The 13,223-nt window shown below is 61.3% G+C and carries 14 protein-coding genes; 6 read left to right on the top strand and 8 right to left on the bottom strand.

The window, feature by feature from the left end; all coding sequences use genetic code 11:
• Nucleotide 1: 1 nt before the first annotated feature.
• A complete protein-coding gene (locus ACQKEN_RS09140) occupies nt 2-268 on the bottom strand; it encodes a hypothetical protein (protein ID WP_062381945.1) in 267 nt (88 codons plus the stop codon).
• Between the two features lie 388 nt (nt 269-656).
• Here ACQKEN_RS09140 and ACQKEN_RS09135 point away from each other — a divergent pair, with 388 nt between their 5' ends.
• Entirely contained in the window at nt 657-1,994 is a 1,338-nt protein-coding gene (locus tag ACQKEN_RS09135; RefSeq protein WP_427685184.1) for a sigma 54-interacting transcriptional regulator, read from the top strand.
• 51 nt (nt 1,995-2,045) lie between these two features.
• Here the strand turns inward: ACQKEN_RS09135 and ACQKEN_RS09130 are convergent, their stop codons facing one another.
• Nucleotides 2,046-2,570 carry an AAA family ATPase gene (locus tag ACQKEN_RS09130; protein ID WP_427685183.1) on the bottom strand — a complete coding sequence of 175 codons (525 nt, stop codon included), beginning with the start codon at nt 2,568-2,570 and terminating at the stop codon, nt 2,046-2,048.
• 5 nt (nt 2,571-2,575) lie between these two features.
• A complete protein-coding gene (gene pnuC / locus ACQKEN_RS09125) occupies nt 2,576-3,139 on the bottom strand; it encodes a nicotinamide riboside transporter PnuC (RefSeq protein WP_427685182.1) in 564 nt (187 codons plus the stop codon).
• A gap of 358 nt (nt 3,140-3,497) precedes the next feature.
• On the opposite strand from pnuC, the gene ACQKEN_RS09120 reads away from it, so the two are divergent.
• Together ACQKEN_RS09120 and ACQKEN_RS09115 are read left to right on the top strand one after the other, a co-directional pair.
• Nucleotides 3,498-4,328 (top strand): undecaprenyl-diphosphate phosphatase, encoded by an 831-nt coding sequence (locus ACQKEN_RS09120; RefSeq protein ID WP_427685181.1) that lies wholly within the window; start codon nt 3,498-3,500, stop codon nt 4,326-4,328.
• A gap of 7 nt (nt 4,329-4,335) precedes the next feature.
• Nucleotides 4,336-4,776: a DUF1294 domain-containing protein gene (locus tag ACQKEN_RS09115; protein ID WP_427685180.1), complete on the top strand. Its 441-nt coding sequence runs from the start codon at nt 4,336-4,338 to the stop codon at nt 4,774-4,776.
• Between the two features lie 32 nt (nt 4,777-4,808).
• Here ACQKEN_RS09115 and ACQKEN_RS09110 read toward each other — a convergent pair whose 3' ends face one another.
• The 4 genes from ACQKEN_RS09110 to ACQKEN_RS09095 all read right to left on the bottom strand — a co-directional run bounded on the left by ACQKEN_RS09110 (nt 4,809) and on the right by ACQKEN_RS09095 (nt 8,712).
• Entirely contained in the window at nt 4,809-5,153 is a 345-nt protein-coding gene (locus ACQKEN_RS09110; protein WP_427685179.1) for an MmcQ/YjbR family DNA-binding protein, read from the bottom strand.
• An 85-nt stretch (nt 5,154-5,238) separates the two neighbouring features.
• Nucleotides 5,239-5,826, bottom strand: coding sequence for a cytochrome P460 family protein (locus ACQKEN_RS09105; RefSeq protein WP_427685178.1), 588 nt, complete (start codon nt 5,824-5,826; stop codon nt 5,239-5,241).
• Between the two features lie 193 nt (nt 5,827-6,019).
• Nucleotides 6,020-6,433 carry a Cu(I)-responsive transcriptional regulator gene (gene cueR / locus ACQKEN_RS09100; protein ID WP_427685177.1) on the bottom strand — a complete coding sequence of 138 codons (414 nt, stop codon included), beginning with the start codon at nt 6,431-6,433 and terminating at the stop codon, nt 6,020-6,022.
• Nucleotides 6,430-8,712: a heavy metal translocating P-type ATPase gene (locus tag ACQKEN_RS09095; protein ID WP_427685176.1), complete on the bottom strand. Its 2,283-nt coding sequence runs from the start codon at nt 8,710-8,712 to the stop codon at nt 6,430-6,432. The genes cueR and ACQKEN_RS09095 overlap by 4 nt, the downstream gene beginning before the upstream one ends.
• A gap of 175 nt (nt 8,713-8,887) precedes the next feature.
• Here ACQKEN_RS09095 and ACQKEN_RS09090 point away from each other — a divergent pair, with 175 nt between their 5' ends.
• A complete protein-coding gene (locus tag ACQKEN_RS09090; RefSeq protein WP_427685249.1) occupies nt 8,888-9,823 on the top strand; it encodes a LysR substrate-binding domain-containing protein in 936 nt (311 codons plus the stop codon).
• Nucleotides 9,824-9,913: 90 nt separating this feature from the next.
• On the opposite strand, the gene ACQKEN_RS09085 is transcribed toward ACQKEN_RS09090, so the two are convergent.
• Nucleotides 9,914-10,432: an Hcp family type VI secretion system effector gene (locus tag ACQKEN_RS09085; RefSeq protein ID WP_065988875.1), complete on the bottom strand. Its 519-nt coding sequence runs from the start codon at nt 10,430-10,432 to the stop codon at nt 9,914-9,916.
• A 682-nt stretch (nt 10,433-11,114) separates the two neighbouring features.
• On the opposite strand from ACQKEN_RS09085, the gene tssA reads away from it, so the two are divergent.
• Together tssA and tssB are read left to right on the top strand one after the other, a co-directional pair.
• Nucleotides 11,115-12,671 (top strand): type VI secretion system protein TssA, encoded by a 1,557-nt coding sequence (tssA, locus tag ACQKEN_RS09080; protein WP_427685175.1) that lies wholly within the window; start codon nt 11,115-11,117, stop codon nt 12,669-12,671.
• 32 nt (nt 12,672-12,703) lie between these two features.
• Complete coding sequence (gene tssB, locus ACQKEN_RS09075; RefSeq protein WP_427685174.1) at nt 12,704-13,207, top strand: type VI secretion system contractile sheath small subunit; 504 nt, start codon at nt 12,704-12,706, stop codon at nt 13,205-13,207.
• Nucleotides 13,208-13,223 lie beyond the last annotated feature (16 nt).

Genomic DNA, 13,223 nt, shown 5'->3' with positions numbered 1-13,223 from the left:
TTCAGGCAGGCATGGTCCACGGCTCAAGGCTGTAGCCTTCGCCGCTGATCTCGGCACGGGCCTGTTCGAGAAACTGCGCCAGTTGTTTCGGATCGGAGTAAGCGCTGCTCGGGATCTGCTTGCGGCCAATGCGGGTGCTGGTGCGGTCGACGACGGTCAGGCTCAGTTCACCGTTGCCATCCTGCGGGGCCCAGGCCACACACTGGAAGGGTTCAAAGGCGTGGCCGGCAATCAGCAAAGCATCGTTGAAGCGCAAGGGGGCGTTCATGGACTGTCCTCAAAGTGCCCGTATACGTTGTGCACCGGCGGCGGGCGTTTCGCTCGGTGGCTACTGGTGTTCCTACTTGTACTGATGACCGTCCCCCACGACTGAGTCACACCCATTCCTGAAATTTCCTGATTTATTTTAATCGGTGCTTTAGCCGCGCTTCCTCCCCATGCCTGGGCCAAACTCAGGCGAGGCCAGCCTTTCCACGGCCAGGATCGCTGGATGACGCACCCAAGCGCTAAGCACGTTTCGATCTTAGGCTTATAGAGAATCGATCCAAGGGTGCGTCAAAAACCTTGCTATGGTGTCAATCGGCCTTCACAAGCCACTGTTTATAAGAACCTTTTCTCCATGATGATTAAGCGACCCCGGCGCCAAGGAAACTCACATGCATGATCTGGCCTCCATACGCCGCCTGCTGATCGTCGAACCGTGCGAGGAATGCCTGCAACTGGTTCCCGGCTTGCGCATCGCCGGTTGGGATGTCGACAGCTGCACCCTCGAAGAAGCGGCGTTGCGTCCCTGTGACGTCGGCCTTATCCGTCTGCTGCCCGAGCACTTCGAACACCCTGAAGTGGTCAAGTCGCTTATCTCCCGAAGCAACACCGAATGGATCGCCGTGCTGAACAGCGAGGACCTGCGCCGCGAGCACATCGGTGATTTCGTCTGCGAGTGGTTCTTCGATTTCCATACCTTGCCCTTCGACGTTGCCCGAGTGCAGGTCACGCTGGGGCGCGCTTACGGCATGGCGCGGCTGCGTGCCAAAGGCGCCAGCTCTGCCAGCGGTGTCCCTCATGGAGAGAACCCTGGCCAGCAACTGCTGGGGGAAAGTCGGCCAATGCGCGAGTTGCGGCGATTGCTGAGCAAGCTGGCGCCCACCGAATCGCCGGTGCTGATCCGCGGCGAAGGCGGCACGGGCAAGGAATTGATTGCACGCACGCTGCATTTGCAGTCCCAGCGCCGCGAGCGGCCTTTTATTACGATCAACTGCGGGGCGACGCCAGAGCATTTGCTGCAGGAGGCGTTGTTCGGCGTACCGGGCGACGGAGTCGACGCGACACGTCAGCGCAAAACGGGGCGCATCGAAGAGGCCAACGGCGGCACGCTGTTTCTCGACGAGATCGGCGATTTGCCGCTGGAGGTCCAGGCGAATTTGCTTCGGTTCCTGCAGGACCGGCATATTGAAGTGGCGGGCGAGCGGATTCCGGTCGATGTGCGCGTGCTGGCGGCGACCCATGTCGACCTGGAAGCGGCCATTCGCATGAAGCGTTTTCGCGAAGACCTGTATTACCGGCTCAACGTGTTGCAGGTGGGCACCTCGCCTCTGCGCGAGCGGCACGGCGATCTGGCCTTGCTGGCCAATCACTTCGCCCAGTTCTACAGCCGGGAAACCGGCCGGCGGGCGCGCAATTTCAGTCAGGACGCACTGGTCGCCATGGGCAAGCACGACTGGCCCGGCAACGTGCGGGAGCTGGAAAACCGGGTGCGTCGCGGGCTGGTGCTGGCGGAAGGGCGGCAGGTCGAAGCGTTCGACCTGGGGCTGCTGGGGGAAGAGGAGTTCAGCTCCAGCATGGCCACCCTGGATGAATACAAATCCCGGGCGGAACGGCAAGCGCTGTGCGATGTGCTGACCCGTCACAGCGATAACCTCAGCGTGGCGGCCAAGGTGCTCGGTATTTCACGGCCGACGTTCTATCGCTTGTTGCACAAACATCAGATTCGTTGAAAGGGCGTCCGGCGATTTATCCGCCGGCGTTCACCGCCGGCGTGTAGGCATTCAGTCGTCAAGCAGCTGGCCGACCCGCTGTAATGCCCGCTCGCTGCGGTCCCGCCAGCTCCCGCCAATCACCTCGAAAGGCTGCCCGTAGTCCACCAGCCATTGCCGGCTGGCCTCGAAGAATGCCTGGCGTTCGCTCAGGTCCGGTTGGCAACGCTGGCCGTCGCCGATCCATTCGACGCCTTCCGGTGACAGCAACAGGTGCAGATCGTACCGGCGTTGGGCGAGGGCGGTTTCGAGCCACGCCGGGCAGTCGTTGAACAACGTGCGACTCCAGAGGATGTTGCTGAGCAAATGGGTGTCGAGGATCAGCAGCGCCGGCCTGATCGCCCGGGCGGCGTCTTCCCACGCCAGTTGCTCATGGGCGATGACATCGATGTCTGCGTAAACGGTGTCTCGCTGGACTTCATCGATGTACTGGCGCACGTACTCGCCCACCAGCACGCCACCGAACTGCCGCTGAATCTCTTCCGCCAGCCAGCTCTTGCCGCTGGACTCGGGCCCCGTCAGTACCAGCACTTTCATCCCGGTCAACGCGCCAGCGCAGGGTCGGCGCGCCAGTCACGCCAGCCTTGCACGGCGAGCAGGGTGAACAGCGCGTAGAGGGCGGCGGTGAGGTACAACGCCTTATACAGAAACAGCCCGACGAAGATCACGTCCAGCAGGATCCACAGCGGCCAGCACTGCACGCGTTTCTGCGCCATCCAGACCTGGGCCACCAGGCTGTAACCGGTCAGTGCGGCGTCCAGCCAGGGTTGTGCAGCATCGGTGAAGTGGGCCATGGCCGCGCCAAGCACAAGGCTGACCACCGCGCCGGCCACCAGACTCAGCAACAGGCTGCCGCTGCCCAGCGAGGTGACGATACGGCCGCTGTCTACCGCGCCACGGCGGGTCCACTGCCACCAGCCATACACTTGCAGCCCGGCGTACACCACCTGCAGCAACATGTCGGAGTAGAGCTTCACGTCAAAGAAGATCCAGGTGTAGAGCAACACCATGATTAAGCCGATCGGCCAGCACCACGGGTTCTGTTTGACTGTCAGCCAGACGGCAATGACACCGAGTGCAGCGGCGAACAGTTCAAGCCCTGACATGGCAACTCCTGAGGAAACGGTGAAAAAACGGGTCGGCGATTGTAGGCGCTTTATCGCCCGAGGTGGGACGCGATGATGCGTCGGACGCGTCTGAACAGGACGTGCAGAAACAGCCAGAGAACCCCGGGGGGTTCATAGAGGAAATGTAACGACGATGAGACAAACGTCAAAGCCTTCGCGCCAGTATTCATGCTAGCGCGTTCGTCAGAAAGGTCTGCTAGCATCGCCGCGCTCATGCCCGAGCCAGACCGCTTCAGCGTTCATGCTTTTTTTACGCGCGACCGTTTATCGTTCGCGCAACAGTTTGTAATACAAATCAAGAGAGCCTTGCCATGAGCAGGTTCCAGCCGGGGGAATGATGGATCTTTGGACCGCCGCACAGGCGCTGATACTTGGGGTTGTAGAAGGGCTGACGGAGTTTTTGCCGATTTCCAGCACGGGCCATCAGATCATCGTCGCGGATCTGATCGGTTTTGGCGGCGAGCGCGCGATGGCGTTCAATATCATTATTCAGCTCGGGGCAATCCTCGCGGTGATGTGGGAGTTTCGCCGCAAAATCCTCGACGTCGTCACCGGTTTGTCCACGCGGCCCGAGGCGCGCCGATTCACCCTCAACCTCATCGTCGGCGTGCTGCCGGCCATGGTCCTCGGGGTGCTGTTTTCCGATCTGATCCACGAATACCTGTTCAACCCGATCACCGTGGCCGTGGCGCTGGTGGTGGGCGGCTTCATCATGCTCTGGGCCGAGCGCCGCGCGCATGTGGTTCACGCCGACACTGTGGATGAGATGACCTGGGTGGATGCGTTGAAGGTCGGCTTCGCACAATGCCTGGCGATGATTCCGGGTACGTCGCGGTCGGGCTCTACCATCATCGGCGGCCTGCTGTTCGGCCTATCGCGCAAGACTGCCACCGAGTTTTCGTTCTTTCTGGCGATGCCGACCATGGTCGCGGCGTCGGTGTACTCGGGGTACAAATACCGCCACCTGTTCCAGCCCGATGACCTGCCGGTGTTCGCCATCGGCTTCATCGCCGCGTTCATCTTCGCCATGATCGCCGTACGCGCCTTGCTCAAGTTCATCGCCACCCACAGCTACGACGTGTTCGCCTGGTACCGCATCGCCTTCGGTTTGCTGATTCTGGCGACCTGGCAATTCGGCTGGGTCGACTGGTCCAGTGTGCAGGGCTGATCTTCCGATGACTCAACGCTCTGAACCGCAAAACCCGGGTCGGCGGGCCGCTGGCACACCTGTCGTGCGCTTTCTGAAACTCAAGCTGCTGGCGCTGCTGTTGCTGTGCGGCTTGCCGGTTTACGGGGTCGTCACGTATTGGACGAGCGGCGTCAGTTGGCTGCCGGCGGCGATCTACGCGCTGATGAGCGTTATCGCCTTTGCCTTGTACGGCTACGACAAGAAGCAGGCCCGGCAAGACGGCCAGCGCACCCCCGAAAAGCTGCTGCACGCCACTGAGCTGCTCGGCGGCTGGCCAGGTGCGCTGCTGGCCCAGCAAGTGTTTCGCCACAAGACCCGCAAGTTTTCGTACCAGTTGGTGTTCTGGCTGATTGTGCTGTTGCACGAACTGTTCTGGATGGACCGCCTGCTGTTCAGCGGTCGACTGATTTCGCGCCACCTTTTCTGAACGGCTCACCTAAAAAAGCCAGGTGAGCGGTTTTACAACTTCAACGCCACTTGCCGGCGCTTCGACAGTTTGCCGACCACCAGCTGGTGGGAGCGGGTCAGCAACTCCTTAAGCTCCGCCTCGCCCATGGCGAACGGGTAGGTGAGGGTGACCCAGTGGGCCCGGGCCAGGTACGGCGCAGGGCGCACCCCGGGACGGTCGACGTAACCGAGGAACAGCTCGGCGCCGACCTTGAACGACAGGTCATTCCCGGCCAGGCCCATCACCGCGAACATCTTGGTGTCCGCGATGGAGAAAACCCTGACGCCGCCCCATTTGTAATCTTCCCGCGCGCCCGGAAGATTCAGGCAGAACGCGGCGACTGCTTCAATTTGCATGGGTGTTCCCGGGTTCGAAAAACGCATTCTGCCACGGGCGAGCCGGCGTGTTGCAGCATGGAGCGGCTCCTTTCGTGCCACGGCATCAGCGGGAATAACGGGTGAAGATCAGGTCGGTCGCAGGCGGCAATTTGTTGTGGCAGGCGAAGCAACTGTTGGCAAGTTTCTCGCTGGGGTTGGCCTTGCCCTCTTCGAATTGCCCATAACCCCAGCCGCCTGTGCTGGAGAAGCGTTTCGAATCCTTGATTTCAATCTGCACGTTGGTCGGGTCGCCCGCGACGAACGACTGTTCGCGCCCGAAGACCGCGTTGTTCTGCGCCGACACCTCGTAGGTGTAGGCAAGGCGGGCAATGATCGCGCCGTCCGGAAACGGCCGCGTGCCGTCTTTGAAGGCTTGCATCGCGATGTCGTTGCCAAGGATGACGCGGATGTCCTGCTTGTCCCCGGCTTCATGGGCAATGCTCACGAATGGCCAGTCGCGGTAGCCCGGTGGCAGCGTTACGCCGAACACCGGCGAGGCTTCAGCTGGCGCGCCTTGGGATGATTCAGCCTTCGCGGTCTGCGCAAGCCCGAGCCCTGGAGGCCCGAGCCCTGAAAGCCCCAACCATGCCAGACCGGCCAGGGCGCAAAGGGCGCTGGCGGTCACCGAGGCAAAACGCATGTTCCGGGTCATCACGGAATCTCCAGAGGTAAACAAAGGCGAACGCAGGGTTGGATGTCGCTTTCGTCGATGGGGTGAGAGCGTCTGACTGATTTATTGCCGCACTACGATCATCCCCCGATCTGAAAGTCGGCGGAATCAGCCAATCGCGCAATCCAGCATTGCACTGGACGAAATGATCCGGCGGCGCGGGTGCTTTGCAGGCTTACGCGGGCTGATCGGTGCGACCGCCATTCGACGCCAGGTCCGCCAGAATCGGGCAGTCCGGCCGGCGGTCGCCCTGGCAGTGGCTGACCAGATTCTGCAGGGTGTCGCGCAGCCCGGCCAGTTCCTCGATCTTCTGATTGAGCTCGACGATGTGCTTGTGGGCCAGCGCCTTGACGTCGGCGCTGGCGCGGCCGCGGTCCTGCCAGAGGGTCAGCAGTTTGCCGACTTCTTCCAGGGAAAACCCCAAGTCCCGCGAGCGTTTGATGAACGCCAGGGTGTGCAACTCGTTCGGGCCGTACAGCCGGTAGCCACTGTCGGTGCGGGTGGCGGCCGGGAGCAGGCCGATGGATTCGTAATAGCGAATCATCTTGGCGCTCAGACCGCTGCGTTTTGCGGCTTGTCCGATGTTCATGACGCGTCTCCGGTGTCGTTGGGCTGGTCTTTGGTCTTGTCTTTGGGTTCGTCTTTAGGTTCGTCTTTAGGTGTCCAGGTTTTCAACAGCAGGGCGTTGCTCACGACGCTGACGCTGGACAGGGCCATGGCGGCGCCCGCCAGCACCGGATTGAGCAGGCCGAACGCGGCCAGCGGAATGCCGATCAGGTTATAGACGAAGGCCCAGAACAGGTTCTGCCGGATCTTCGCGTAGGTCTTGCGGCTGATGTCGAGGGCGGCGGGGATCAACCGGGGGTCGCCGCGCATCAGGGTGATGCCGGCGGCGTGCATGGCCACGTCCGTTCCGCCGCCCATGGCGATGCCGATATCGGCCGCGGCCAGGGCAGGGGCGTCGTTGATGCCGTCACCCACCATCGCCACCACGCCGGTTTTCTTCAGCGCCACGACAATCGCGGCTTTGTCGGCGGGCAACACCTCGGCGTGCACGTCGGTGATGCCCAGCGCCTCGGCGACCACCCTGGCACTGCCGCGATTGTCACCCGTCAGCAGGTGACTGCTGATGTGCCGGGCATTCAGCTGCGCGATGGCCTCGCAGGCGCCGGGCTTGAGCGTGTCGCCGAAGGCAAACAGGCCGAGCACCTGACGCTGCGGGCTCAATTCGATCAGCCAGGACAGCGTGCGGCCTTCGGCTTCCCAAGCCTGAGCCCGCCCGTGCAGGGCGTCCCCGGTCAAGCCGCTTTCCTGCAGCAAGCCGCTTTCTTCCAGCAGGCCGCTTTCTTCCAGCAAACGCCGATTACCCAGCACCAGCTCGCGCCCCTGCAGGGTTCCTGCGATACCGCGTCCGGCCAGCGCGTGGCTGTTGCTGACGGCCTCCAGATTCAGGCCGCGCTCGTTGGTCGCGTCCAGCACCGCTTTGGCCAACGGGTGTTCGCTGCCCCGCTGCAGCGCCCCGGCCTGTTGCAGCAAGGCGTTTTCGTCACCGTCGAGCGCGGCCATGTGAGCAATGCGCGGCGTACCGGAGGTCAGCGTGCCGGTCTTGTCGAAGACCACCGTGGTGACTTCATGGGCGCGTTCCAGGGCTTCGGCGTCCTTGATCAGAATGCCGTGACGTGCAGCCACGCCGGTGCCGGCCATGATCGCGGTCGGCGTGGCCAGCCCCAGCGCACAGGGGCAGGCGATGACCAGCACGGTCACGGCGTTGATCAACGCGGTCTCCAGCGATGCGCCAACCATCAGCCAGCCGGCCAGCGTCGCGACGGCGATCAACAGGACCACGGGCACGAACACCCGACTGACCTTGTCGACCAGCTTCTGGATCGGCGCCTTGGCTGATTGCGCGTCCTCCACCATCCGAATGATGCGCGCCAGCACGGTTTCCGCGCCGAGCGCCCGGGTGATGATCAGCAGGCGACCCTCGCCATTGATCGCGCCGCCGGTGACCCTGTCGCCGGGCTGTTTCGGCACCGGCAGGCTCTCGCCGCTGATCAGGGCTTCGTCGGCGTGGCTCTGGCCTTCGAGCACCTCGCCATCCACCGGAAAGCGCTCGCCGGGTTTTACCACCACACGGTCGCCAACGCTCAGCGCGCTGATGGCGACGTCCACTTCCTGCCCGTCTACCCACTTGATCGCCCGTTCAGGGCGCAATGCCTCCAGCGCCCGAATCGCGCTGGCGGTCTGGCGCTTGGCGTTGCTTTCCAGGTATTTGCCGAGCAGGACCAGCGCGATGACCACCGCCGACGCCTCGAAATACAGGTGCGGCATCGTCCCGGGCGCAGCGCTTAGCCACTGGTAAACGCTCAACCCATAACCGGCGCTGGTGCCTAACGCGACGAGCAGGTCCATATTGCCCGCACCCCCACGCACGGCTTTCCAGGCGGCGAGGTAGAAGCGCGCGCCGAGGAGGAATTGCACGGGGGTTGCCAGGGCGAACTGCAACCACGCCGGCAGCATCCCGTGAACGCCCAGCGGTTGCAGCAGCATCGGCACCACCAGCGGCAGCGCGAGGACAATGGCGAGTATCAGCTGCCAGCGCTCGGTGTCGTGACGTTTGCGTTGGCCGGCTTGCTGGGCGGCTGAATCCTGATCAAGGCTGGCGCTGTAGCCAGCCTTGTCCACGGCAGCCAACAGCAGGGCAGGGTCCACCTGCCCGCTGACCTCGACGTGAGCCCGTTCGTTGGCGAGGTTGACCGTGGCGACCTGGACGCCGGGCACTTTGCGCAACGCCCGCTCGACCCGGCCTGCGCAGCTGGCGCAGGTCATGCCGGTAATGGGCAGATCGAATGTTGCGGGACTGGGCATCGTGGACACTCCGGTAAGTGGATTGTCAGTAAGGATCAACCTTGCCACGCTGGCAAGGTCAAGGGTCGACAGGCCGATGAATGCAATGCGCCCGAGCGTGGTGAGCGCTGCACAGGACAGCCCATTGGCAACCTGCGACAATCGCAGCCCCTTTCGGCCAGGCGAGCGGCATACCGTGTACGACTTCAACGATTTGTACTACTTCGTGCAGGTGGTGGAGAACAAGGGGTTCGCCGCTGCCGCGCGCAAGATCGAGGTGCCGAAGACCAAGCTCAGTCGGCGCATTGCTCAGCTGGAGGATCGGCTCGGGGTGCGGCTGATCCAGCGCACCACGCGCAAGTTCACGGTGACGGAAGTGGGGCTGGATTATTACCGTCATTGTGTGGCGATGCTGGTGGAGGCCGATGCGGCGGAGAAGGTGGTCGAGCAGTCGAGGTCCGAACCTCAAGGCATCGTGCGCATCAGCTGCCCGCCGGCACTGGGTGCGATGGGGGTGAGCGACACGATCGCGAAGTTTCTGGTGCTGCACCCGAAAGTGCAGATTCAGGTGGAAAGCAGCAACCGTCGGGTGGATGTGTTGGGTGAGGGGTATGACATCGCGCTGAGGGTGCGTTTTCCGCCGCTGGACGACGAGAACCTGGTGATGAAGGTGCTGGGCGAGAGCCATCAGCGGTTGGTTGTTCGCCCGTCATTGCTGGAGGGCAGGTCGATTCGAACGCCGGAGGATCTGGTGGGGCTGCCAAGCATGGACCTGGCACCGGCGAACCGTGAGCACCGTTGGGCGTTGATCGGGCCGGGGGATGCGCGGATCGAGGTTGCTCATCAGCCGCGCTTTGTGACGTCGGATCTGGATGCGTTGCACCGCGCAGCGGTTGAGGGGGTGGGGGTCGTGCAGATGCCGGAGATCATGGTTCGGCATTCGTTGCATGAGGGTCGGCTGGTGGAGTTGCTGCCGGGCTTTCGGCCGCCAAGCGGGCTGATTCATGCGGTGTTCCCGTCTCGCCGGGGGTTGTTGCCGTCGGTGCGGGGCCTGGTGGATTTGCTGGCTGAAGATTTTGGCGCGAATGCGAAGGCGGACCGGGAGGCGTGTGAGTTGGCGGGGCACCTGTAAGGCTGGTGTTTTTTAGATCAGGATCAGGGGCGTCTGCCGAGGGCAGACTCGGCCAGCATCGCCGGCCGAGATTTCAAAGGTCAGCTGAACTTAGCCAGCGACCGGGGAGCGCCAGTCATCGGAACCCGAGGTGCCGCATACTTCGTGGGTCCAGGTGATTTTGCGGTAAGTGAACTCCACGTCTTCCAGGTGTGTGAAGTGGGCGTTCGACGGGTCCTGGCAGTTGTGCATGTAGTCTTTAATGTCGACGATAATCGCGTCTTCGAGTTTGGTGGTGTAGTAGTGCTCCTGTGTGCCCGCTGCCGAGGTGCGATACCACTGGATAGTGATTTCGGTCAGGCGTTCGCCCGACGTCAACGCGGCCAGCAACAGTGGCGAGGATTTGTCGAACACCTTGGTGATCTTGACCGGCTTGTGCACACGTTGACCGGTTGGCTGACCCGACTGCGGGTCGCGCGGGATGATCATTTCATGTTGAAAACCTTGCACCATGACCTGATCTTCGTGGCCTTCCTGAAACGTGTTGCCAACCGAATCTGCGGTGAAAGCGCCTGCGGTGATCAGGCCCTGCTTGGTGCCTGTAATGGACATATATGCTGGTGTCGCCATGAAGATGCTCCTTGCATCATAAATTAAAATGCCCAACAGCGAATTCGCCTGATGGGCAGAAGTGTTATTTCAAGCTTCGTGCCAAGTCAGTAATTGTCCATGTGTAACTTAGGTTTGATGGGTGTTTGACGACGTCTTGCCGTATCGGAAATGACTGTGTGGCGTGAATGTGCGCAAGAAGTTGCACAGCGTTGCGCAACTTCTTGCGCACTCGCCTGCGAGGCCCACGCTATAAGGGCTGCACGGTCTCAGTAAGCGGCTTTTCGATCAGGAAGTGCGCAAGTTCTTGCGCATGGAGGCCACGTGCTATTGCTTTTCGCGAGTGACTGCAGGGCAGTTGAAGAAGAATGCTCGATCGCCCTTACATCTGTTTGCATAATCGAGAGATGCACACGCCTGTGCTCTGGACGGGTGCTCCCCCGCCGCTTAAGCATCGACAGAGAAAGGTACGTGTAAGAAGCTGCTCTGAAGCTCGATTTCTAAAGAAACTTCCTACAACTAGAGTGGAATTATCGCGTTTATAGAAAGCTTGATAGTGTAATTGGCCCTGAGTATTATTCCCGGCCTCTGAGGGGTAGACGTTTTGTTACATATCAAACTGCCCAACTAGCGCTTATTAGTTTCGTTATGCTCGCCGATTTAATTGTCGGTGCCTGGTACGGTTTTACACTGAAGATCTCGAATGTCTTTCTCAAGTCAACTTTCTGAATATTATCTTGAAGCTGCTGGAGCCTCTATAACCACCGAGAGCTTCGCGGGTGAAGACGTTCGTTTTTCAAATGAATACGAGGCGTTGGAAAGTGAAGTCAGCAAAGCTCAATCCATGCACGAAGCGGTTCAGATCGACTGGCTGAAAGTGCGTGAACAAAGTGAACACCTGCTTCGCACCCAATCCAAAGATCTCCGCGTCGCGGCCTGGCTTACGTGGGCCTTGCATCAGCGTGAATCGTTTCAGGGACTGTTGGCAGGACTTGAGCTTCTTCACCATCTTTGCATGCGCCATTGGGATGACGTTTATCCCGTCAAGGCCCGTACCCGTTCCGCAGCCATCGGCTGGCTGCTCCCCCGTCTTGAGCAAGTGCTTTTTGATCACGTTGCAATCAAGGCGCAGTTACCGCTGTTCAGTCGCCTCGTCGAGATACTCGAAGACCTTGATACGGTGTTTACACAGCACATGGGCGACGACGCACCTTTGCTGTTGCCAATCTCCCGGCGTTTGAAAAATATGGCCCAACGCGCGGTTCACGATCTCCCCGACGCCGGGATGGTCGGGAGCGCCGACGCGCCAGTCAAGCCGCCTGCTACCCAGTCACTCCTCCCAAATGCGCCGATCGACAACGAGAAAGATGCGCACAAGTCGCTGCGACTTCAGCAGGACAGCGCGCGCTCGTTGTGTGCCTGGTGGCTCAAGCAGAAAGCCAGCGACCTGCGTGCCCTGCGCCTGAATCGGACACTGCTGTGGTTGCCTGTCGAGGCACTGCCAGAGCGCAACGCAGAGCATATCACCGCGCTGCGCGGGCTTCCGGCAGACAAGCTCAAGGGCTATCGAGACCAATACGATCAGGGCAACTACGCCGATCTGCTTGTCGAACTGGAGGCGAGTGTGGCTAAGGCGCCGTTCTGGTTCGATGGCCAGCGAATGGTCTGGGAGTGTCTGCACGCGATGAACGCCGAGCCGGCAATGCGCGAGGTAGAAGTTCAATTTGCGCTCTTGATTCAGCGGCTGCCGGGAGTGATCGAACTTCGCTTTCACGACGGCACCCCGTTTGCGGATCCGGCGACTCGCGCCTGGATTGGCGCCAGCGTCATGCCTCGCCTGCAGGCCGCCAGTGCGCCTCGCAACGTCGAACCCACCGATGAACCGCCGGCCTGGGAATCCGCCCTGGAGAGCGCGGTCCCGGTATTGCGCAATGACGGACTCAGAGCCGCTGTGCAGCTCCTGAAGCAAGGCCTGCACAGCGCCCGGGGCGCGCGTGCACGATTTTTCTGGCAGTTCGCCCTGGCGCGGCTGTGCTTCACCGCCAGGAAATACGAACTCGCCAAGACCCAGCTCGAAACCCTCGACCAAACCCTGCAGGACTCTGGCATCAATGCCTGGGAACCTGATCTCGCGCTGCAGGTGCTGCATCTCTTGCACAGCTGTTTCGAATTGCTGCCTCAGGGTCATGGATCCCGGGAGCGCAAGGACGAGGTCTATCGCAGGCTCTGCCACCTCGACCTAGAAGTCGTACTTGAATAGGCCTCTGGGCCCTAATTACCAGGAGAACGGCCATGGCCAAAGAAGGATCGGTAGCCCCCAAAGAACGCATCAATGTCACGTTCAAACCCGCCACGGGTGGTGCGCAGGAAGAGATCGAGCTGCCGCTGAAGCTGCTCGCAATCGGTGATTACACCCTGCGTAAAGACGAGCGAAAAGTCGAAGAGCGCAAGCCCATCAGCATCGACAAGATGACGTTTGACGAGGTGCTGGCGAAACAGGCCCTGAGCCTGACGCTGAGCGTGCCAAACCGTCTGCAGGAGGTTGAGAGCAACGAAGAGCTGGCGGTGCAACTGCACGTCAAGTCGATGAAGGACTTCAATCCGGCCTCGCTGGTTGACCAGATACCCGAACTGAAAAAACTCATGGAACTGCGCGACGCCCTGGTGGCGCTCAAAGGACCGCTGGGTAATGCGCCCGCTTTTCGCAAAGCCATCGAAGGCGTTCTCGCCAACGACGAGTCCCGCGGTCGCGTGCTCGGCGAGCTGGGTTTGAACGCAGCCGCCCAGGACACCTGAGTCCATCCGCCAAGGA

The organism is Pseudomonas sp. NPDC078416 (assembly GCF_050268485.1).
Taxonomy (GTDB): domain Bacteria; phylum Pseudomonadota; class Gammaproteobacteria; order Pseudomonadales; family Pseudomonadaceae; genus Aquipseudomonas.
Note: the sequence above shows the minus strand (reverse complement) of the source record. Positions and strands in the feature narration are given on the sequence as shown.